At 42.1% G+C, this 22,225-nt stretch carries 19 protein-coding genes and 1 pseudogene; 3 read left to right on the forward strand and 17 right to left on the reverse strand.

The features are described from left to right. The 16 genes from QZ735_RS04070 to QZ735_RS04145 form a co-directional block, all read right to left on the reverse strand. Positions 1–538: alpha/beta hydrolase-fold protein (locus QZ735_RS04070; protein WP_294244534.1), on the reverse strand; the 538-nt coding region annotated here is incomplete at its 3' end. Between the two features lie 41 nt (positions 539–579). Continuing rightward, on the reverse strand, positions 580–1,161 hold the full coding sequence (locus tag QZ735_RS04075) for a transposase (RefSeq protein WP_294244537.1): 582 nt from the start codon (positions 1,159–1,161) through the stop codon (positions 580–582). Positions 1,162–1,237: 76 nt separating this feature from the next. Beyond that, positions 1,238–1,831 carry a transferase hexapeptide repeat family protein gene (locus QZ735_RS04080; RefSeq protein WP_294244540.1) on the reverse strand — a complete coding sequence of 198 codons (594 nt, stop codon included), beginning with the start codon at positions 1,829–1,831 and terminating at the stop codon, positions 1,238–1,240. 152 nt (positions 1,832–1,983) lie between these two features. Further along, complete coding sequence (gene pcaF / locus QZ735_RS04085) at positions 1,984–3,192, reverse strand: 3-oxoadipyl-CoA thiolase (RefSeq protein WP_294244542.1); 1,209 nt, start codon at positions 3,190–3,192, stop codon at positions 1,984–1,986. Between the two features lie 95 nt (positions 3,193–3,287). Then, positions 3,288–3,701, reverse strand: coding sequence for a hotdog fold thioesterase (locus QZ735_RS04090; protein WP_294244545.1), 414 nt, complete (start codon positions 3,699–3,701; stop codon positions 3,288–3,290). A gap of 268 nt (positions 3,702–3,969) precedes the next feature. After that, positions 3,970–4,284 (reverse strand): hypothetical protein, encoded by a 315-nt coding sequence (locus tag QZ735_RS04095; RefSeq protein ID WP_294244548.1) that lies wholly within the window; start codon positions 4,282–4,284, stop codon positions 3,970–3,972. A 73-nt stretch (positions 4,285–4,357) separates the two neighbouring features. Beyond that, a complete protein-coding gene (locus tag QZ735_RS04100; protein ID WP_294244550.1) occupies positions 4,358–5,500 on the reverse strand; it encodes a 3-hydroxyacyl-CoA dehydrogenase NAD-binding domain-containing protein in 1,143 nt (380 codons plus the stop codon). Positions 5,501–5,540: 40 nt separating this feature from the next. Then, positions 5,541–5,894, reverse strand: coding sequence for a four helix bundle protein (locus QZ735_RS04105; protein WP_294244552.1), 354 nt, complete (start codon positions 5,892–5,894; stop codon positions 5,541–5,543). A gap of 35 nt (positions 5,895–5,929) precedes the next feature. After that, positions 5,930–6,730, reverse strand: a complete 801-nt coding sequence (locus QZ735_RS04110) for an enoyl-CoA hydratase-related protein (RefSeq protein WP_294244555.1) — start codon at positions 6,728–6,730, stop codon at positions 5,930–5,932. A 170-nt stretch (positions 6,731–6,900) separates the two neighbouring features. Beyond that, positions 6,901–7,365, reverse strand: a complete 465-nt coding sequence (paaD, locus tag QZ735_RS04115; RefSeq protein WP_294244558.1) for a 1,2-phenylacetyl-CoA epoxidase subunit PaaD — start codon at positions 7,363–7,365, stop codon at positions 6,901–6,903. 95 nt (positions 7,366–7,460) lie between these two features. Then, positions 7,461–8,213, reverse strand: coding sequence for a 1,2-phenylacetyl-CoA epoxidase subunit PaaC (gene paaC, locus QZ735_RS04120; protein WP_367117828.1), 753 nt, complete (start codon positions 8,211–8,213; stop codon positions 7,461–7,463). A gap of 65 nt (positions 8,214–8,278) precedes the next feature. Continuing rightward, entirely contained in the window at positions 8,279–8,560 is a 282-nt protein-coding gene (paaB, locus tag QZ735_RS04125; RefSeq protein ID WP_002981782.1) for a 1,2-phenylacetyl-CoA epoxidase subunit PaaB, read from the reverse strand. Between the two features lie 107 nt (positions 8,561–8,667). Continuing rightward, complete coding sequence (gene paaA, locus QZ735_RS04130; RefSeq protein ID WP_294244561.1) at positions 8,668–9,609, reverse strand: 1,2-phenylacetyl-CoA epoxidase subunit PaaA; 942 nt, start codon at positions 9,607–9,609, stop codon at positions 8,668–8,670. A 145-nt stretch (positions 9,610–9,754) separates the two neighbouring features. Continuing rightward, the gene (locus QZ735_RS04135; protein ID WP_294244564.1) at positions 9,755–10,840 is read right to left on the reverse strand and encodes a 2Fe-2S iron-sulfur cluster-binding protein; all 1,086 of its coding nucleotides are present in this window, start codon (positions 10,838–10,840) and stop codon (positions 9,755–9,757) included. Beyond that, positions 10,837–12,156 carry a phenylacetate--CoA ligase family protein gene (locus QZ735_RS04140; RefSeq protein WP_294244658.1) on the reverse strand — a complete coding sequence of 440 codons (1,320 nt, stop codon included), beginning with the start codon at positions 12,154–12,156 and terminating at the stop codon, positions 10,837–10,839. Before QZ735_RS04140 ends, QZ735_RS04135 begins: the two co-directional genes overlap by 4 nt. 482 nt (positions 12,157–12,638) lie before the next feature. Beyond that, positions 12,639–13,247: a TetR/AcrR family transcriptional regulator gene (locus QZ735_RS04145; protein WP_294244567.1), complete on the reverse strand. Its 609-nt coding sequence runs from the start codon at positions 13,245–13,247 to the stop codon at positions 12,639–12,641. 459 nt (positions 13,248–13,706) lie between these two features. Here QZ735_RS04145 and clpB point away from each other — a divergent pair, with 459 nt between their 5' ends. From clpB to QZ735_RS04160, 3 genes are all read left to right on the forward strand, one after another. Further along, a complete protein-coding gene (gene clpB, locus QZ735_RS04150; RefSeq protein WP_294244570.1) occupies positions 13,707–16,301 on the forward strand; it encodes an ATP-dependent chaperone ClpB in 2,595 nt (864 codons plus the stop codon). A gap of 309 nt (positions 16,302–16,610) precedes the next feature. Then, positions 16,611–17,609 (forward strand): zinc metalloprotease, encoded by a 999-nt coding sequence (locus QZ735_RS04155; RefSeq protein WP_294244573.1) that lies wholly within the window; start codon positions 16,611–16,613, stop codon positions 17,607–17,609. Positions 17,610–17,844: 235 nt separating this feature from the next. Then, complete coding sequence (locus tag QZ735_RS04160) at positions 17,845–19,923, forward strand: outer membrane beta-barrel protein (protein ID WP_294244576.1); 2,079 nt, start codon at positions 17,845–17,847, stop codon at positions 19,921–19,923. A gap of 369 nt (positions 19,924–20,292) precedes the next feature. Here the strand turns inward: QZ735_RS04160 and QZ735_RS04165 are convergent. Then, positions 20,293–22,156 (reverse strand): annotated as a pseudogene (locus QZ735_RS04165) (M1 family metallopeptidase). Positions 22,157–22,225 lie beyond the last annotated feature (69 nt).

The raw sequence follows: 22,225 nt of genomic DNA on the forward strand, positions 1-22,225 counted from the left end.
TAAAATAATTATTGAACAGCTCCGGTTTTTTCAGTAAAATTTCTGTCGCCAGCAAGCCGCCCAAAGATTGTCCGAATATATATTTTTCCGTTATCTTAAACTGATTTTCGATATACGGTTTTAATTCTTTTTCAAGAAAACTGATGAACTTATCGGAATGTCCGGTTGTCGGGTAATTCTTCTGCAGATCTTTCAAATCCGTATGAAAGGTAAAATCTCTTTTCCGATCAATATTGGCTATCCCTACCACAATGGTTTCGGGCATGGAATACATCTGATTGAAAAACTGAATCAGTCCGGTAACATGAATAAAGTCTTCATTCATGCTTCCATCCAGCAGATAAATGACCGGATAGGATTTGGTTTTATCAAAATTCTGCGGAAGATAGATATTCAATACTCTGTCTTCATTTAAAATTTTAGATTTCAATGTTCGGATTTCACCGATCGTTAAGGGTTTTATATTGTTGTTCTGGCCCGAAACCATAATTGAAAGCCCAGACATCATAATGAAGATCAGAAGAATTTTTTTAATCATTTTTTACTTTACTTTTTCTAAACCTCATAGGTTTTGAAAACCTATGAGGTTTGTATAAAATCATATTCTACATCAGACTGATGATATGCTATGAAATCATTTACCGTATCAAAATATTTCATCATTTCTGTTCTCTCAATATTACTTGGTTTTGTTATATCGATATAAGCATGATAAGATGAATATCTCCAGTTTCTGATATCCTTTATTAATCCATGATTCACCGGATTATTATGAATATAGTGCAGTAATTTAGTCAGATATTTTTCATCATTCACTCTTTTACGCTTTAAATAATCGAGAAAGAGAGATCCTGTCCTATTGTATCTTTTATTATAGGCTTTTGCATACCCGTTTAATAAATTACTAAACTGTTTCATTAAATAAAAATGCTCATTTTCAATCTGCTTTAATTCTTTAAACCTCAGCAGTAAATGGAAATGATTCGGGAGTAAACAATACGCATATATTTCAGCAACAGGAATTATATATTTTAAAATCTTCTCTAAAAAATATCTGTAGTTTTCCTCTTCCCTGAAAATTAGATCTTTTCCATTAGCATGGGTGTAGATATGATAGACATATCCGCACTCAAAATTGTCGATGTTTGTGTTTTTTTTCATTTTTGTGTTTTTTAAAGCCGAGGCTGTGCTGAGCCTATAAACCTCATAGGTTTTAGAAACCTATGAGGTTTGTGTATTACTTCACATCATCCCAAATACTATAATCGATAATTTTAGTTGGAACCTGTTTTACATATTCGGTGAACGGCTCGCAGGGCAGAATGGCATCTTTCCCTTCTCTGGCCAGTTCCTGATACAGTTTTGTGCCTTCGGTTTTCCATTTGATCATTTCATCGGAAACATCACGGATGATCTTTGCCGGGCTTCCGACGATCAGCTTTCGGGCTTCACACCTGAAGTTGGCGGGTACAAAAGCCAAAGCTCCGATTATACATTCGTCACCGATAACCGCTTTATCCATCACCACGGCGTTCATTCCCACCAGACAGTTTCTTCCGATATGTCCGGAATGGATAATGGCTCCATGACCGATATGGGCCGATTCTTCCAGAATGGTTTCAATTCCCGGAAAGACATGCAGGGTACAGTTTTCCTGAACATTCGCTCCGTCTTTCACCATAATTTTCCCCCAATCGCCGCGGATGACCGCATTCGGGCCCACATACACTTCTTCACCGATTTCCACATTCCCGATCACCACTGCCTGCGGATGAATGTAAGCAGAAGGTTTGATGATGGGCCGGATACCGTGGTAGGAGTAGATATTCATAAATTTTTTATTAAAAATTTAATGTAACAATGGATTAATGTACAAGTTTACCTATAGATGCTTCAACAAGCTCAGCATGACATTACGTAAAATTGTTGCATGGCTACATTGTTACACTGTTACATTGATAAATTGTTATACTATTAAAAAAGTTATACTTTTTCAATCACCATTGCATAGCCCTGTCCTACACCGATACAAAGGGTACACAAGGCATATTTTTTATTCTGTTTCTGTAATTCCACGGCGGCAGAACCGATGATCCTGGCTCCGGAAACTCCCAGCGGGTGACCGATGGCAATAGCGCCTCCGTTTGGATTTACTCTGGAATCATCGTCTTTTAAACCCAATGATCTCGTCACCGCTAAAGCCTGGGCGGCAAAGGCTTCGTTCAGTTCGATGACATCCATATCATCCAGTGACAGGTTTAATCTCTTCAAAACTTTCTGAGCAGCTTCTACAGGGCCAATCCCCATGATTCTCGGCTCTACACCGGCAACGGCAGAACCTAAAATTTTAGCGATCGGCTGAAGTCCGTATTTCTGTACGGCCTCTTCACTGGCTAAAATCAATGCCGCAGCACCGTCGTTCATTCCTGAAGCATTTCCGGCGGTTACGGTTCCCCCTTCCTTTCTGAAAGCAGGGCGAAGTTTCGCCAGTCCTTCCATTGTAGAACCCGGTTTAATAAATTCATCTTTATCGAAAACTTTAGGTTCTCCTTTCTTCTGTGGGATTTCCACCTGTACGATTTCTTCCGCCAGCCTTCCGCTTTCCTGTGCTTTGGAAGCTTTCTGCTGAGACCACAGCGCAAACTGGTCCTGGTCCTCACGGCTGATCTGGTGCATATCGGCTAAGTTTTCCGCTGTTTCCCCCATGCCGTCAACCCCGTACATTTCTTTCATTTTCGGGTTAACAAACCTCCATCCGAAAGTAGTATCGAACATCTGGCTGTCTCTTCCGAAAGCCGTGCTCGGTTTTGACATCACGTACGGCGAACGCGTCATATGCTCTACACCGCCGGCAATATAAATTTCACCCTCGCCTGAAGCTATCGCACGGAAGGCATTGGCAACGGCAGACATTCCTGAAGCACACAGCCTGTTAACGGTCTCCCCTCCGATTTTATAAGGAAGTCCGGCTAACAGCAGAGCCATTCTCGCCACATTCCGGTTATCTTCCCCAGCTTGGTTGGCACATCCAAAGATCACATCCTCAATTTCCTGTACCGGAACTTCCGGATTTCTTGCGATGATCTCTTTGATGACAATGGCTGCCAGATCATCGGCTCTTACTTCTGAAAGGCCTCCGCTTAATTTCGAAATCGGAGTCCTGATATAATCGATAATATATACGTTGTTCATTGTTTTTAATTTGAAAATGAGTTAATTTGAGAATTTGAAAATGAAATAAAGCATCAAAATAATTTTCAAATTGCCTCATTTCCAAATTTTCATATTTATAATTCCGTTACTTTCTTTCCTATTTTATAAACCGTCCCTACAAATTTGGCAATCAGTTCTTCGTGCTGATTGGTAATCTTAATATCATAGACTGCGGTCTTGCGGGTTTCGTTGGCAAGAATGCTTTCTGCCCTGAAAACATCGCCTTCTTTTCCGGCTTTGGTAAAATTGATTATACAGTTGAGGGCAACGGCAGCGTCACCGGAATTGTTGGATGAAAAGGCCAGTGCCGAATCGGCAAAGGCAAACGTGACGCCTCCGTGTACCGTTTTCAGCCCGTTGATCATTTCTTTTTTAACGGGCATTTCTATTAAACAATAGTTTTCTCTGACTTCGATCAATCTGATATTCATCCATTGGGAAAAATGATCCTGATCATACATATATTCTGCAACCTGCTTGGGTGTCATTTATTCTTATTTAAATTTTTAAATTGTATCAAATCTTTCCAGGTGTAATCTCTGCCGTCCAAGATGAAGTAGGCTAAAAAAATAAAAATAAAGTATACTAGAAAGCCATATCCCCATAAACTTTTTTCATCATCCCATCCGAGCATATAAAAAAGAAGCTTAATGAGAAAAAAACCAGTAGTAAAAATAATCGCATTTACCAGAGCGCGCAGAAAGTTTTTCTTTGTAAATATTCTTTTAAGCATGGTTTCGGTTTGGTTGGAAGTATTTATGGATGGCTTATTTCTGCATATAATTCATCAGCCAACCGATCGTAAATGTTCATGGTTTTACCCAGAATGATCTGGCCATTGGAAAGATTCTCCGTATGTAAAGCATCACTTTTATCCTGATAGGACGCATTTAGATCGATCCCGTCTTCCAGTGCGATTCTTTTAATCAGGGCCTTATACTTTTCATTGAATTTACCCAACAGTTCAAGTTTTTCCCGATCATCTTCGATTGAAGAAAGCTCCTGAACCAAATATTCTTTTTCAATAAGAAGCCTGGTTTCCAATTCGGCTCTGACTCTTTCTATATTCATGTTATTGATTTGAAATTAACCAATTTGAGAATTTGAAAATATTGTAAAAAACCATTTCCAAATTAATCCATTTTCAAATTGTCTCATTTAATTTACGGAGCAATGGGCTTTGCCTGTACCTTTCTTCCTGATATTCTTCGTAAAGACCTTGCAGGGTTTCGGAGATTTTTTCGTATCCGATTTCCTGTCCCCAGGCCAATAATCCTTTCGGGTAATTTACGCCTTTCTGCATCGCCAATTCAAGATCCTGATCACTGGCGATGCCTAATCTTTTGGCTTCTACCGCTTCATTGATAAGCATGGAGATGATTCTCAGGAAAATCTGCTGGTACAACACCTCATCCTTTTGAGGTTCGGGTTTGGTCGATCCTTCCGCATAATCATAGAACCCTTTTCCGGTTTTTCTACCGTGAAGCTTGGCTTCCGACATTCTTTGCTGCAATAAAGACGGCTTGTATTTCGGATCGTAGAAATAATCCTTGTATACCGTTGTGGTTACAGAGAAATTCACATCCACTCCAATAAGGTCCATCAATTCAAACGGTCCCATTTTAAAATTTCCTAAAGTTCTCATGGCATCATCCACCTGTTCTGGTGTAGCAATGTTTTCTTCCACCATCCTTAGTCCTTCTCCATAATACGGACGGGCAATCCTATTCACGATAAACCCCGGAATATCTTTAGCGATAACCGGTGTTTTCCCCCAATCTTTCATGAGATTATAAATTTTTTCCGGCAATGACTTTTCAGTCAGCAGAGAAGGGATTACTTCTACCAATGGCATCAGGGGCGCCGGGTTGAAAAAGTGGATTCCGATGAAACGTTCGGGATGTTTCAGTTCCGCACCAAGGGAGGTAATGGAAATAGATGAGGTATTAGAACCAATAATACAGGTTTCGGAAACATGGTTTTCCAGTTCTGTGAATACCTTCGTTTTAATTTCTTTATTTTCAATGATGGCTTCTATGACCAGCTCGCAGTCTTTAAATCCCTTCAGTTCTGTAGCAATGGAGATATTGGATAAAATTTCAGTCATTTTTTCGCCTGAAATTTTTTGCTTATCTACCAGTTTAGTAAGTGTCTTTTCCAAACCGAGGGTGGCTGTTTCCACCTGTCTGGCATTCGCATCATATACCCATACTTTGCATCCGTTGGTAGACGCTACCTGTGCGATGCCTATCCCCATGGTTCCGGCACCGATGATTCCTACTTTCATATATTGAATTTGAAAATTTGAGAATGTCTTAATTTGAAAATTATTTAATCTTGGAAGTTGAAATGATTTTCGAGAGAATCAGGATAATTTCTTTGAGTTCTGAAAATAATTTTTCATCCGGCGACTTCAGATAAGGAGACATCATACATAACAGGAGCCAGTACTCTGTCTCATCTGCTTCTTTTGCCGCAATTTTTAATTTATGAATGAAATCTGCTTTGCTTTCTGCATTTTGAGCTTCTCTAACATTTGCGCCAATAGATGTTCCTGCCTTAAAAACCTGATTAGCTAAAGGATACCTTTTAGCTTCATATAAAACTTCAGAAAATTCGATTATTTTCAATGCAAAATCAAAAGTCTTATTAACGATGACATTTTCTTTATCATTTCTCATTTTCAAATTCTTAAATTACTATATTTTCAAATTGATTATTTTCCTTTATAATCAGGTTTTCTTTTCTGTAAAAATGCGTTTACGCCTTCGATAAAGTCTTCTGTTCCGGCAGCTTCCTGCTGAAGGTCGGCTTCCAGTTCCAACTGTTCTTTCAAGGTATTGTTGTAAGAGTTGGCAAATGCTTTTTTGGTTAGTTTGAGAGCTGCTGTCGGCATATTGGCCATTTTCTCCAGAATTTCCATTGACCTGGAGTTGAATTCTTCTTCAGCAAAAACCTCAGCGACCAATCCATACGATTTTGATTCTTCAGCCGATAATTTTTTCCCGGTAAATGCTAAATAGTTGGCCAATTGCCTTCCCAATAATTTCGGTAAAAAATACGTTCCTCCGGTATCAGGAATCAATCCGATATTGGAGAAAGCCTGGGAGAAATAAGCTTTGTTATTGGCCAGTACAAAATCACAGATCAGGGCAAGCATTGCGCCGGCTCCTACTGCAGGACCATTTACCAAAGCTACTACCGGCTTTTTGCAACGGGTAAGTTCCATTACCAGCGGATTATAGTAGTTGGCCACGATTTTCCGGATCACCTCATGATCATCGTGCTCCTTACCCTTGGTGAAAGCGTCGTCCAGGTTTTGTCCCGAACAAAAAGCCCTTCCTCTGCCTGAAATCGCTACACATCGTACGATGGGATCATTGCTGCATGCATGGATAAAATCTTTCAGATCCAGCAGTGCCGGCTTTGTCAGCGCATTCATGGTTTCCGGCTGGTTGAGGTAAGCGATTTTCAGCTTTCCTTCAAAATGCGTCTCAATATCGAGTTGTGTGTACATAGCTTTAATTTTTTAATTTGAAAATTAGATTATTTGAAAATGGTTAAAAACTGTTTTTAAATTTACACATTTCCGAATGAATCAACAGGTGAGCCCATACGAATTTGAAAAAAATTTAAGATAATCCCTTACAATTGTTAAATTTTCAAATCAGCACATTTTCAAATTGATTAATGGCATTTAAAATAATCAAACGGTTCCAGGCAGTCCAGGCATTGGTAGGAAGCCTTACATAAGGTAGATCCGAACCTGCTGATCTGCTTGGTGTGTTCAGAACCACAGCGTGGACACTTTTTCGGTTTCCCGATATGATGTTCGTCAGCTCCTTTTTCAGGAGGAGTGATTCCGTAAGCCCGTAGCTTTTCCCGGGCTTCATCCGTCAGCCAGTCGGTCGTCCAGATCGGAAACATTTTGGTGACTACTTTTGTGTCCCAGCCGTTTTCCTTCATGATCTTGATGATGTCTTCCTCAATGGTAAACATGGCAGGACAGGCAGAATACGTTGGCGTAATGGTAACTTCACAGGAATTTTCCCCGGTTACTTTTGCTTCCCGGACAATACCCAGTTCCACAATATTGATGACCGGAATTTCCGGATCGGGAACCATTTCTAATATGTCTAAAGGATCTCTCATTGATTAATTTAAAATTTGAAAATCGGAGAAATTTTAAAATTTAAAGCGGTCCGTCATTTTCAAATTAGCACGCTTTCAAATTGATTAATTGATTTTTACCAGGTACATCCCGGATATGCTCTCTGCATGTATTGCAGTTCACAAAGCATAAATCCGAAATATTCCGTATGATATCCTGTTCTGGATTTCGGCTGCATGAAAGGATTTGTTGGATATGCTAATCCAAATTCAGCAAAATCTTTCTGTGTGATCGCCAGAAACTCTTCATACAGCGTATCTGCATCCGGAACTATATTTAAAGCAACCAGATCATCCTCGCCTTCGGTTTTTGCAAACAAACCTTTGGTATATTCCCAGATATTTTCAATAGCCTTTTCCAGGCGGGATCTGCTTTCTTTTGTTCCCTGGGCGAAGATTTTCATCCAGGAAGCCGTGTGGGTATAATGGTACCGTACTTCTTTTAAAGATTTCTGGGCAATAGCAGAAAGCTCTTCGTCCGCAGATTGGGATAAAGCTTCATACATCAGCTTCTGATAGATTGCAAAGACATAAACTTTCAGAATCGTTTGTGCATAATCTTCGTTGGGAAGTTCAGTCCAGTGGGCATTCACATATTCATGCTCATATCTTAAAAAAGCAAGATCGTCTTCCGTTTTGCCGTTATCGATCACTCTCGAAGCGTACACATAAAAATTGTTGGCCTGGCCTAATTCATCCAAAGCGATATTCGTTAATGCAATATCTTCTTCCAGATAAGGCCCTTCCCCACACCATGCCGACAGACGCTGCCCCATGATGAAGCTGTCGTCTGCCAGTTTTAATAAATAATTGTATAATGGATTCATTATTTTAGCTTTTGGCTTTTGGCGTATAGCTTTCGCAAATGGCAAGAAGCTAACAGCCAATCGCTGTGTTACATATTTTTAACATCGTTAGGGATCTCGTAGAAAGTCGGGTGACGGTACAGTTTGTCGTCCGCCGGATCGAAGAATGCTTCTTTATCCACCCCTTCGGAAGTAACGATATATTTGCTCGGTACCACCCAAACGGAAGTTCCCTCTTTTCTTCTGGTGTAAACGTCCCTGGCATTCTGCAACGCCATTTCGGCAGTCGGTGCCTGTACGATTCCTACGTGTTTGTGGGACAATCCCGGTTTAGTCTGGATAAACACTTCCCACATATCTAAATTTGCCATAATTAAATTAATTTAACAATGTATCAGTGTAACAGTTTACCAATAATAAAAGCTAAAAGGCTCAATATACTGGTAACTGTAACTTACTACATTGGTAGACTGTTACATTATTCTATTACTTCTTTTTGTTGTTTTTCTGCAAACGCGGCGGCCGCTTCTTTTACCCAGGAATTTTCTCTCTGGGCTTTTCTTTTGGTTTCGATCCGCTTTTTGTTGCACGGTCCGTTTCCTTTCAGGATTTCCATGAATTCATCCCATGGCAATTCCCCGAAATCGTAATGCTGTCTTTCTTCGTTCCATTTCAGGTCTTTATCCGGAATGGTTAAGCCTAAGAATTCAGCTTGGGAAACCGTAACATCAACAAAACGCTGACGGAGGCTGTCGTTGCTCTCTCTTTTCACCCGGTAATTCATCGAGATTTTGGAGTTTGGCGAGCTGTCGTCATTCGGTCCGAACATCATCAGCGCCGGCCACCAGAAACGGTTCAGAGAGGCTTGTGCCATTTCTTTCTGCTGCTTGGTTCCGCGGCAAAGCGCCATCAGGATTTCATACCCTTGTCTTTGGTGGAAGGATTCTTCTTTACAGATCTTCACCATCGCCCTGGAATAAGGCCCGTAGGAATTACCCATCAGCATCACCTGGTTCATAATAGCGGCACCGTCTACCAGCCATCCGATCGCACCGATATCTGCCCAGCTCAACGTCGGGTAGTTAAAGATGCTTGAGTATTTGGCTTTCCCGGAAAGCATATCTTCATAAGTCGCATCACGATCGGCTCTGATGCTTCCGTCGCCTAAAGTTTCGGTAGCGGAATACAGGTATAATCCGTGTCCGGCCTCATCCTGAACTTTAGCCAGCAAGGCCATTTTTCTTCTCAAAGAAGGTGCTCTGGAAATCCAGTTGGCCTCCGGCAGCATCCCGACAATTTCAGAGTGGGCGTGCTGGGAGATCTGACGAACCAAAAGCTTCCTGTAATCATCAGGCATTACATCTTTCGGCTCTACTTTATTTTCGTCGTGTACGTATTGTACGAATTTTTCTAAGTCCATAATTAAAATTTTTCAAATTTTAAAATATAACAATATAATAATTTACCAATGTATCAATTTAACAGTTTACCAATAAAATGCTTCGACTAGCTCTGCATTAAAAAATTGATTGTTATATTTTTATATTGATAAATTGCTACATTCATTACACACCATAATTCAGCATCACCACGTTGGTGGTCGGGTGGCACTGGCAGGTCAGCACATAGCCTCTGGCTACTTCTTCCTCGGTAAGCGCGTAGTTCTTTTCCATGAAGACTTCTCCTTCCAGAACTTCGGCTTTACACGTACAGCACACTCCTCCTTTGCAGGCAAACGGCACCGGAAGATTGTCCTTTAATGCTTTATCTAAGATACTTTCTTTTTTTGAGTTGAGGTGGAATGAATATTCATCGTCATCAATGATTACCGTTACCATGCTTTCGATATTGGCAATGGCTTTGAATTCATCGCTCATCTCTTCCGTATTCTCTTCATCCGGAGCGGTGAAATACTCAAACAAGACCTGGATGGCCGGTACTTTTTTATCTTTTTTCAGATAATCTGCCACACTTTTGATCATTTCTGAAGGACCGCAGATGAAATAAGTAGCTTCCTTGACATCGATCTCAGGATGTCTTTCAAAAAGCTGTTCCAGTTTGTCCGGACAAATCCTTCCTTCAAACAGTTCATCCTCATGTTTCTCGCGGCTTACCAGGTAAATAACCTTCAGCCTTCCGTTGAATTTCTGCACCAGTGCGTCAATTTCCGCCTTCTTCATTACATGGTTCATGCTCCGGTTGCTGTAAAACAGATATGCATTGGAATCCGGTTCCTGATATAAACTTTCTTTGATGTTGGAAAGCACAGGACTGATTCCGCTTCCCGCAGCCAGTCCGATATAGGTTTTCACGTTGGTCGGGTGATACGAAGTATTGAAACCGCCCATCGGAGGCATGACTTCCAGCACTTCATCCATATGAAGATGTTCGTTGAAATAGCCGGAAACCTTTCCGCCTTCCAGCAGCTTAACCAATACTTCCAGCGTGTTGCTTTTTTCGCTGGGTGCATTACAGATGGAATAAGAACGCCTTTCTTCATTTCCGTCGATCATCATACGGAAATTAAGATACTGCCCCTGCCTGAATCTGAATTTATCCTTCAGCTCCTCAGGGATTTCCACGGCTACATTCACTGCATCGTTGGTATCTTTCTGAACTTTTACCGTCTTTAATTTGTAAAATGAATTCATTTATTTTTTAGTATTCTGTTAATTTTTCCACCTTCGCATTTCGGAAGGCTGTCCTGGGCATGAATCTTCACTTTTGTAGTGATACCTACCCGTTTTTTAATTTCGTTTTCTATAGTTTTTCCGAAATTTCCGACAAAAATAGCATAATCGTCGGTATTTAAGCTTAAATTTTGTGCTCTTACCCATTCATCATCTACTTCTACATCAACATCCAGGGCAACACACATCTGCTCTTTCTCGACAGGCGTAAGATAATAATTGGGAACAACCCCTTTTACATGAGTGAATGCTTCTTCAATCTGGCTTGGGTAAACATTTACGCCTCTTACGATCAGCATATCGTCTGCCCTTCCCAGGATCGGCTTCATTTTTACCATCGTCCGCTTTCCTTTTTCATCATAATACAGGCTTGTAATATCGTTGGTCCAGTAACGCAGGAGCGGCATGGCTTTTTTCGTCAGTGTAGTAATCACCAGGACCCCTTCTTCTCCGAAAGGAACCGGCTGTTTGGTAACCGGGTCTAAAATTTCAGGATAAAAATGGTCTTCCCAGATGTAAGAACCGCCTTTTTCCTCAAAGTCTTCCACCGAAACTCCGGGACCGATGATTTCGCTCAAACCATAAATATTTACGGCATGGACCCCCAGACGTTCTTCGATATGATGCCGGATGATTTCCGTCCATGGCTCTGAGCCTAATACCGCATATTTCAGGCTGATGTCTTCAGGAGCAATTCCTCTCTTTGTCAGTTCGTCTGCAATCGTCAAAGCATAGGAAGGTGAGCAACAAAGGACTTCAGGTTTAAAATCCATGATCAGATCGACCTGTCTTGAAGTCATTCCCCCTGAAATCGGGAGTACACTCATGCCCAGCTTTTCCGCTCCGTAATGAAGTCCGAGTCCGCCGGTGAAAATACCGTATCCATAGGCATTATGCAGCTGCATTCCCGGTCGGGCTCCTGCTGCATTGAGTGACCGGGCGACCACTTCACTGAACAGTTCGACATCTTCTTTAGTATATCCCACCACCGTTGGCTTGCCCGTTGTCCCGCTGGAACAGTGAATCCGCTGCAGTTCGTTTTTCGGAACGGTGCATAATCCGAACGGATAGTTGTCTCTCAAATCCTGTTTGTAGGTAATCGGCAGTTTAGCAATGTCTTCAATGGATCGAATATCTTCTGTTGAGAGTCCGGACTCCATAAATTTCCCTGCATAAAACTCCGATTTCTCACCCAGGTATTGTACCAGATTAACCAGCCTTTCGGACTGAAGTGCCCGCAGCTGATCCAATTGTAAATATTCCACTGAAAAATCCATAACCAAACTAACTAACATTTGTTAGGTGTAAATGTAAAAAGAATTTTAGAATTGACAAAATTTTTATGATTTTCGTCATGTGGGAGTGTTACAACTCAGGAAGATGATGCTTAGCACATAAGAAACATAAGATTTCAGTAAAGCTTTGCGCGTATTTCAGAGCACATAAGAAATAAAATCAAAGATTTTATTGGCATTAAATCAAACGATATGGTGACTAAGCGGAGCAGAAACCAAATTACTATCCTATGAAATTTAGAGACCTGCTGAGAATCCAAACACAAAAGCGGCAAAAGATATTCATGCTGTAAAATAAAGCGAAGTATAAAATATACAGACGCATACAAAGTTTTTAAAAATCTTTGATTTTTTCTAATGTGCTCTTAAAATATTTTCAGCCTATCCAAAAACCATCTCTGTGACTTATGTGTCAAAACAGACGCAGTCCTCCGTGAACTCTGTAGGAGAATAAAAAGCCAGCTCTAAATATTACGTTTTCCCAACAACCCAAACAGGATCTTATCCCGGATTTCATCGGTAATTTCCGTGGTGGATTCCGTGTTTCTTTTGAACCAGAAATAGGAATTGTTGAGGGTATGGAGAATAAACCTGGTGGTGAAAGACGGCGACCTGAGTTCCCACTGCTCTGCTTTGTAAATATCAGAAATCAGCCGCTCTACTTCCTGCTGATAGTTTTTCCGAAGTTCTATAAATTCAGGGAGCCTTTCTTCGAGATGCTTCCATTCGTTGGAATAAATGTGGGTAACGTCACGGTTCTGAAGCACAACGGACAAATGCCTTTCGATAAACAGGTCGAGCTTTTCCCTCGGTGCTGCCGATGTATTTTTTACCTGCTGAAGCTCATCGAAAAATTCCTGGGCAATCCCAAAGCAGATCCACTCCAGGATCTCTTCCTTAGAACGGATATGTGCATATAGTGAAGCCGCCTTGATATTCAGCCGGGTGGCCAGGTCGCGCACGGAGCTTCCCATATACCCTTTCTCCTTGAAAAGTTCTACGGCAACGTCTAATATTTTCTTTTGTTTCTCTTTAAGTTCCATCAGGCAAAACACAAAAGTACTTATTTTCATTGTAAAACAGGATTCTGGAAATATGATTTTTAATGGCCGCCCCAATTCACATTGACCTTTACTTATATCATCCGTCAAAAATGATCTGAATTTTCCATATTCTCATCGGAGAAACTTCCGGGTATTGTCATTAACGTTCTGTTTCCTGTAAATTATAACTATTCACTGCATGACGATTATTCCGGAATTTTTTAGTAAAATTTAAAGAATCGGAAATTTTGTCAAGGGGTTTTATGTGAAAAAATGAATATTCCGGAAATTTTGTCCTTATTTTTTGAAAATTCAACAATTGAATACTTTTTGCGATATTCCTCCTGAATTAAATGATTAAATACGATGGAGGGCATCAGAAATTAGAAAATCGGATTTGAAAAATTAACATTTATGAGACTTCTATGGTCTGAAATCTGATGTCTGAAATCAATACTTAAAACAGAATAACATCAAAAATAAATAGATATGAATTTAAACCAATATACTGTAAAATCGCAGGAAGCCATCCAGGCCGCACAACAGGTAGCCATGGAGTTCGGCAACCAGAGCATTGAGCCCCAACATCTTCTTGAAGGTATTTTTCAGGTAGATGAAAATATTTCGCCCTTCTTACTGAAAAAGTCCGAAGCAGATGCTGCTTTGGTAAGAGAGCGCAACCGTGAAAATTTAGAAAAACTCCCAAAAGTACAGGGAGGGAATATTTACCTTTCCCAATCCGCCAACAAAGTATTGCTGGATGCTCCCAATATTGCCAAAAAGATGGGCGACGAATATGTAACGATCGAACATTTATGGCTTTCTCTAATCGAAACAAATTCTGAAGTATCGAAGATGCTGAAAGATATGGGCGTAACGAGAAACCTGCTGGAGGGCGGAATTAAAGAATTGAGAAAAGGAAACAAAGCGACTTCTGCCAGTTCGGAAGAGACGTACCAGTCCTTAAATAAATACGCTAAAAACTTCAACGAATTAGCTGCAGAAGGAAAACTGGACCCGGTAATCGGGCGTGATGAAGAAATCCGGAGAGTACTGCAGATTCTTTCGAGAAGAACCAAAAACAATCCGATCTTAATTGGTGAACCCGGCGTCGGTAAAACCGCTATTGCAGAAGGGATTGCCCACAGGATTATCAGCGGCGACATTCCGGAAAACCTGATGGATAAAACATTATACTCATTGGATATGGGAGCCTTGATCGCCGGTGCCAAATACAAAGGGGAATTTGAAGAAAGACTGAAATCAGTAGTTAATGAGGTAATTAAATCCGACGGCCAGATCATCCTTTTTATCGATGAGATCCACACCTTGGTGGGAGCCGGCGGTGGAGAAGGTGCCATGGATGCCGCCAATATTCTGAAACCGGCTTTGGCAAGAGGTGAATTAAGAGCCATCGGTGCTACCACCCTTAATGAATATCAAAAGTATTTTGAAAAGGATAAAGCATTGGAGAGACGTTTCCAGAAAGTAATGGTGGAGGAGCCGGATACCGAATCGGCCATTTCCATTCTTCGGGGAATAAAAGACAAATATGAGGCGCACCATAAGGTGAGAATCAAAGACGAAGCCATTATTGCTGCGGTTGAAATGTCGCAACGGTATATTTCCGACCGTTTCCTGCCGGATAAAGCAATTGACCTGATCGACGAAGCTTCCGCCAAACTGAGAATGGAAATCAATTCCAAACCGGAAGAGCTGGATGTCCTCGACCGAAGACTGATGCAGCTGGAAATTGAGCTGGCTGCCATTTCAAGGGAAGGTAACCAGACTAAAATCGACCATTTAAAAGAAGATATTTCCAGGATTTCGGAAGAAAGAAATGAAATCAATGCCAAATGGCTGAAAGAAAAACAGAAATCCGAAGATCTTACCCAGATCAAAAAAGATATTGAATCCCTGAAACTGGAAGCGGAAAAAGCTTCAAGAGCCGGAGATTATGCTAAGGTAGCAGAAATCCAGTATGGGAAGATCAAAGAAAAAGAAGACGCGCTGCAGAAACTGGAACTGGAAATGCAGAACCATCAGAATGAACTGATCAAGGAAGAAGTAACTTCTGAAAATATTTCTGAAGTGATTGCCAAATGGACCGGTATTCCGGTGACCAAGTTGCTGCAGTCTGAAAGAGAAAAGTTGCTGAGCCTTGAAAATGAACTTCACCACAGGGTGGTAGGACAGGACGAAGCCATTACGGCAGTCGCCGATGCGATCCGAAGAAACAGAGCCGGATTGAGCGACGATAAAAAACCGATCGGATCGTTTCTGTTCCTGGGAACCACCGGAGTCGGAAAAACGGAGCTGGCCAAAGCCTTGGCGGAGTTTTTATTCGATGATGAGAACAATATGACGAGAATTGATATGAGCGAATACCAGGAACGTCACAGTGTATCCAGACTGGTAGGTGCGCCTCCGGGATATGTAGGGTATGATGAAGGCGGACAGCTGACGGAAGCCGTGAGAAGAAGACCGTATTCCGTGGTACTGCTGGATGAAATTGAAAAAGCCCATCCTGATGTTTTCAACACGTTGCTTCAGGTTTTGGATGACGGACGTCTGACAGATAATAAAGGACGTGTAGTAAATTTCAAAAACTCGATTATTATCATGACCTCGAATTTGGGTTCTCACCTGATTCAGGAGAATTTTGAAAATATTACCGATGAAAACCAGGATGAAATTGTTGATAAAACGAAAGATCAGGTTTTCGATCTGTTGAAACAGACCTTACGTCCGGAATTCCTGAACAGGATCGATGAGATCGTACTGTTCCAGCCTCTGAGAAAAAAAGAAATCGGAAAAATCGTGACCTATCAGTTGAGAGGGTTTAATGAGATGCTTTCCAAACGAAATATTATCATGACCGCTACTCAGGATGCTGTGGATTACTTAATGAACAAAGGCTATGATCCTGCCTTCGGGGCAAGACCGCTGAAAAGAGTGATCCAGCAGGAAGTTTTGAACATGCTGTCTAGAGAAATCCTTGCCGGAAAAGTAAACGACGGCGATAGAATCACACTGGATTATTTCGATGAAACCGGTCTGGTTTTCAGACCCGCTGATTTATAAGTAGTTTTTTTCATATATATTATTTTTGTAATGAGTGCCGCAGATTTTTCTTGTCTGCGGCACTTATTTTTTGACCGGATTCCGGAATTAATTCAACAAAGCACACTATCCACCCAAAATAAACCCTTAAACATTCCTTTCAAAACATTTATTTTCATCAAAAAATACAGCCATATAATATCATATATTTATTTAAATTACAAAAATGTTATTTATTGAATAACAAAATAATTCAACATTCGTGTGAAATACTTGCACATGAATTCCAGATTATTTAATTTCATCTTACGTAACAAAATATATGATTTTATGAAAAAAGTAGTACTCGGAGCCCTTGTGCTGGGCTTCATGTCTTCCTGCAACAGCGACCAGCTTTCCAACCAATCCGAAGAGCAGAATCAGCCGGCTGCCGTTTCTACGGGAGGAGCGGCCTTACAAAGAGGCTGCGCTTCTGAAGAAATCAGAAAAGCGGCCCTTCAGAACAGCGCTGAACTGAGACAAAAATATTCTGATCTTGAACTGAAAACGGAAAATTTCGAAAATGCACTCAAGATGGGGAAAGTCCTGTCAGATGGTACCGTAGAAATTCCCGTGGTAGTCAATGTTTTATACCGCACCTCTTCCGAAAACCTTTCCGATTCCCGGATTGCTGAGCAGATCGCCGTTCTGAATGCCGATTATGCAGGAAGCAACAGTGATGCCTATAAAATCCCTACTGAATTCCAGGGTGTGAAGGCAGGTGATGTGAAAGTACGTTTCAGGCTGGCCAATACGGTAAGAAAATCCACCACCAAAACCAGCTGGAGCACCAATGATGCGATGAAAAGGTCTTCCAGCGGCGGAATTGATGCCACCAGCCCTTCCAATTACCTGAACATGTGGGTAGTCGGCAACATGGGACAGATCCTGGGATATGCTACTTTCCCTGAATCTGCCGGAATGTGGAATGACGGTGTAGTAATCGCCGCCCCTTATTTCGGTAAAACCGGAGCTTCCTCCCCTTTCAACCAGGGAAGAACCGCTACTCATGAGGTAGGCCACTATCTGAACCTGAGACATATCTGGGGCGATGCCAACTGCGGAAATGACCTGGTAGCCGATACACCGACGCAAACCGGTGCGAATTCCGGGAAACCGAGCTATCCGCTTTACAATACCTGCAGCGGAACCCAAAGATCCGTTATGTTCATGAATTATATGGATTATGTGGATGATGCCGCCATGTTCATGTTCTCTGCCGGACAAAGAACGAGAATGCAGTCTGTGGTTGCCTCGTCGGGAGCAAGATCAGGACTGAGGCTTTATTGATCTGATTATCTTTTCATTAATTTTTTATAATAAAGGCTGTGCGGATTCCCGTGCAGCCTTTTATGGTAAAGGCCGCCGTCGTACCGTCTTTCCTCAGATCGTGGCCGGATATGGCGGTCCAAAGAATTCCTTCTGTAATAAGTTCAGCAGCTTTTTAGCCCCTGAAAAAAACAGTTCTCTCTACCATGTAATGAAACCGGCACTCCGGATGTCTTACCTGTAGAAGCAGATATCTATGAAAAAAGCAATAGGGCTGGCTGCCATGATCATCGGCATTTCGGTTTGTTCTCAGGAAAGCAAGCCGGATACGATCGGGAAAACCAAAGAAATCGAGGCCATCATTTTACAATCGCAGCGGAAGAAACAGTATTCGGACAGGGCGGTATATACCTTTGACAAAGAAGCGCTTGAAAAAGCAAGATATGCCAAAGATCTTATCAGGACCCTGCCTGAACTGCAGCTTGACCCTATCTCCAACACCCTGAAAAGTACCAAGGGCGGGACTACCCTTTTTCTGATCAACGGTATTGAAGCAACGGACATGCAGATCAGAAGCGTACAGCCTTCCGAAGTGTTGAAAGTGGAATATTACGACATTCCGCCGGCACGATGGGCAACCCGGGCAGACCAGGTAGTCAACCTTGTTACCAAAAATCCGGAAACGGGATATGTTTTCGGTACGGATACCACCGCCGCTTTTACCACAGGCTTTGTCAACGGTTCCGCTTACGGGAATTATACCAAAGGTAAAAATGATTTCGGAATGGAGTATTCCATAGAGTATCGCGATTATGACCACCGGGCAGTCAGCAGTATTTACGATTATAACCTTAACAATTCCCGTTACCGTTCCGAAGAAAAAAGAAGAGACCATTTCGGATACACCTACCAGAGCATCAGCCTGCGGTACACCCGGGCCGTTCCGGAAAATTATGCACTGCAGGCAAAAGTAAACCTCAATCTGTTCTCCAGTTTCATCAAAGGAAAAGGCGGAAGCATCTTTTTTAAAGATCAGGTTTCCGAAGAACACGGAATGTTCAAAAACGGCAACTCAGGCTATTCCCGGCCTACCCTTGACCTTTATTATTCCAAAAACATCGGCAAGAAAGATGAACTGAGCATCAATCTGGTCGGTTCAACCTTCAATACGGGTACTTCTGAAACGGCCAGGGAATGGGTTATTGATTCAGGTACGCCTGTCTATACCAATGATATGAACCTGAAAGCGATGCAGACCGGTATCGTAGGTGAGATTGCCCATGTCCACAGTTTTGAAAAAGGAAAGCTGTCTTCTGGATACCGTGTCTCCAATACTGCCATTTCCAATGAGCTTACCAATCTGGAAGGCTACACTGAATACAGCGTTAATTATCTGGAACAGTATTTTTATACCGAATATTCCGGCAAAAAGGATAAATTTTCCTACCGGATAGGCGCAGGGCTGACCAATATTCACAATAAAAGCTCAGAAAATGTGGAGGACCTGTGGGCATTCAGCCCGAAGGTGATCCTGAGCTATGCCATTAAAAGCAACCAGAACCTCCGGTTTTCCAGCAGCTATAAGCCGCAAAGCCCGGGAAGCTCAGCCCTCAGCAGCAACGTGGTCCAGATGGCTCCCAATATTGTGCAGCGCGGGAATCCGTTTCTCGTTGCAGCCCGGCAATGGGGAAATAACCTGATCTATTCCTTTAACAACAAACATTTCGATCTCAATGCCAATGCATTCTACTGGTACAACCATAAGGCAATTAATCAGTACTATGTACCGGAAACTGTCTTAGGCGGCTATGCCCTGACGTATGAAAATGCCAGGAATGCTCAGCGGTACGGCCTGCAATTATCGGGTTCCTATAAACCGTTCGGCAACAGTATCCTGGTCATCAAAGCGACATTGACACCGACCTCAGAGACCGTGAAAACCAGCTCGGGCGCCGTTATCAGGAATCATTATATCGGTAATGAATTCACCCTCACTTCAGAATACAAATCTTTTAGCCTGCAATACGAATTCAACATCCCTGTTTACAAACTGGACGGTGCTTTCCTGAGGGCCAATGAGAATGCAAACCATTTTTTTGCCAGCTATAAACATAAGGAATGGACTTTTACCACAGGAATGTACTGGATCGGGATGCCGGCTGAATACCGTACCAAAAGCCTTCCGGAAAGCCTGGTGAACTATTCCTCCGACAGCAGGATCCGGAATGACAAATCCCTTTTCGTAGTAGGGATCAGCTATGACTTTTCTAAAGGCAAGAAAACACAGATTGAGAAGAAGCTGAACAACAGCACAGCTCCGGCAGCCACTTTCTAAAATCAACTTTCAGAACGGTTAGAAACTGAATCCGGTCCTTCAAAAATGAAGGACCGGATGTATATTAATATGAATCAAGCGGTATTCAAATCATCTTCAGTCAGTTATTAAAAGTGAGTTTAATATAAAATCTGGTATAAGATCAATAGAATTGATTTCAGCTCACATACGATGGGATGTCTGATGATCCGGCATCAGCTGAATGCAGACAGGTTTTGGCTAAAACCGGATGCATACCGCTATAATGATGCCGGGCTAAAGCCCGACGCTACGGACTGCTGCAACTCATCTACCGTGAACTCAGATTTAAGACCTGATTAAAAAGGCTGAAAGCCGGTCAACAGGATTTATATGCCAGTTCATGTTATATCAAAGGTTTTTCCGGTTGTCCTCCGGCGTATAATCCATGAAGATACCACCGTCCAGGCTTACGGATTTTGCTTTTTTAGCTACCGGAACAGTCAGCATCGTTTTCTTCTGGTCTTTCTCCCAGACGGAAGGCGAAAAATGCAGCTTTTCCAGGGTCCCGTCTTCGTATAAAATTTCTGCGTCGAAAGGAATAGCAAATCCACCTATATTATCTACCTGTACGGCAAGCAGGCCATTCTGCTGGGATGCGTTGCCGACTTTAAGATGCAATATAATAATTGGTGAAAAACCAGTTGCTGAAGAACCAGTTCAGGTTTTTTCCGGAACCGGTATTCATGGAATTAAAGTAATCCCACGGCACCGGATGCTTTCCGTTCCAATTATCCATATAATGATGCAATGCTTTTTTAAACACCTCATCACCCAGGTAATCTTTCAGGGCCAGATAGGATAAGGATGCTTTCACATAGGAATTGTTTCCATAGCCCGCGCCGCTTACCTGCGTACTCATGGTGATAATGGGCTGGTCCTGTTCCGCAGAAGGATCATTGATCCATTTTTTCACCCGGAAATTTTTATAGAATTCCCTGGCCTTGTCTTCCCCGTTTTCATCAATCCCGATCAGGTATTCAAGGGTGGTCGCCCAGCCTTCATCCATAAAGGCATACCTCGTTTCATTGATTCCCATGTAAAAAGGGAAATAGGTATGGGCAATTTCATGATCCGCCGTAAGCCTGGCATCCTGCAGATCATCCGGAATACTGGTATCGTTGATCATCATCGGATATTCCATATCGGCATATCCCTGAATGGCAGTCATTGCATTATAAGGATATTCCACACCCGGCCAGTTTTTTGAAAACCAGCTCAGGTTATACTGCATCCATTCCACATAATGCTCAAAATCCTTTGCCCCGTTTTTATACCCGGCCTGTACACTGGCCCTTTTTGTTTTAAGCTGTACGCTGGCTGCATCCCAGACGTAGTGATTGCTCAGGGCAAAACAGAAATCGGTGATATGGCTGGCCCTGAATTTCCAGGTATTCCATTTATTGGGTTTGGTCACCTTCCCGGATTTCATTTCCTGCTCGGTTGCAACGCGTATCACCGTATCGCTTTTCAGGGAAGATTTATAGCGTTTCAGGTATTCCGGCTGGAGCACGGCATCCGGATTCAGAAAATCCCCGGTGGCCCAGACTACATAATTTTTCGGAGCGGTAATCGCAAAGCTGTAATCGTTGAAATCATTATAGAATTCCTGCCTGTCGGAATGCGGCAGCAGGTCCCAGCCGTTGTAGTCGTCGTATACGGAAATCCTGGGGAAGGAATAGGCTGCATAAAAAGTTTCAGGATCGATCTGCCCTTCCCTTCCGCTCTCAACCGACAGCGGATATTCCCATTCGATCTTAATTTCGGCTTTTCCTTTTGACCGTAAAGGCCTGGTAAGCTTTATCTTTTCAACGGTTCCCCAGTTGTCGCTGTTAACATTATATTTCTCACCGTTTACAACAAACGCCCTGATGTGCAAACCTGATGAGAGGAAATCTTTGGACACCATTCCGGACCGCGGAGCCTGCGGTTTATGGAGGTTGTTTACAAACCTGACGGCCAGCTCATTAAGCACATCCGGGCTGTTGTTCATATAAGTGATGGTTTCTTTTCCCGAAACCATCTTGGAAGCAGCGTCTACTTTCACCTCAACCTGGTAAACCCCTTTGTTCTGCCAGTAGTTTTTTCCCGGAGCACCCGACAGGTCGCGTGTCCCGTTCTGATATGCCTTTTTTATATTCCTCGGCATATACAGTTCCTGAGCGGAATATTGCCATGAAACCATCAGCAATATTCCCAACATCAATCTTTTCATTAATTTTTTGTTATACGATGTTTAATTCAACATAAAAATACGAAAAAACGGCAATACTGCGATTACCGT

Source organism: uncultured Chryseobacterium sp., from assembly GCF_913776365.1.
GTDB lineage: Bacteria > Bacteroidota > Bacteroidia > Flavobacteriales > Weeksellaceae > Chryseobacterium.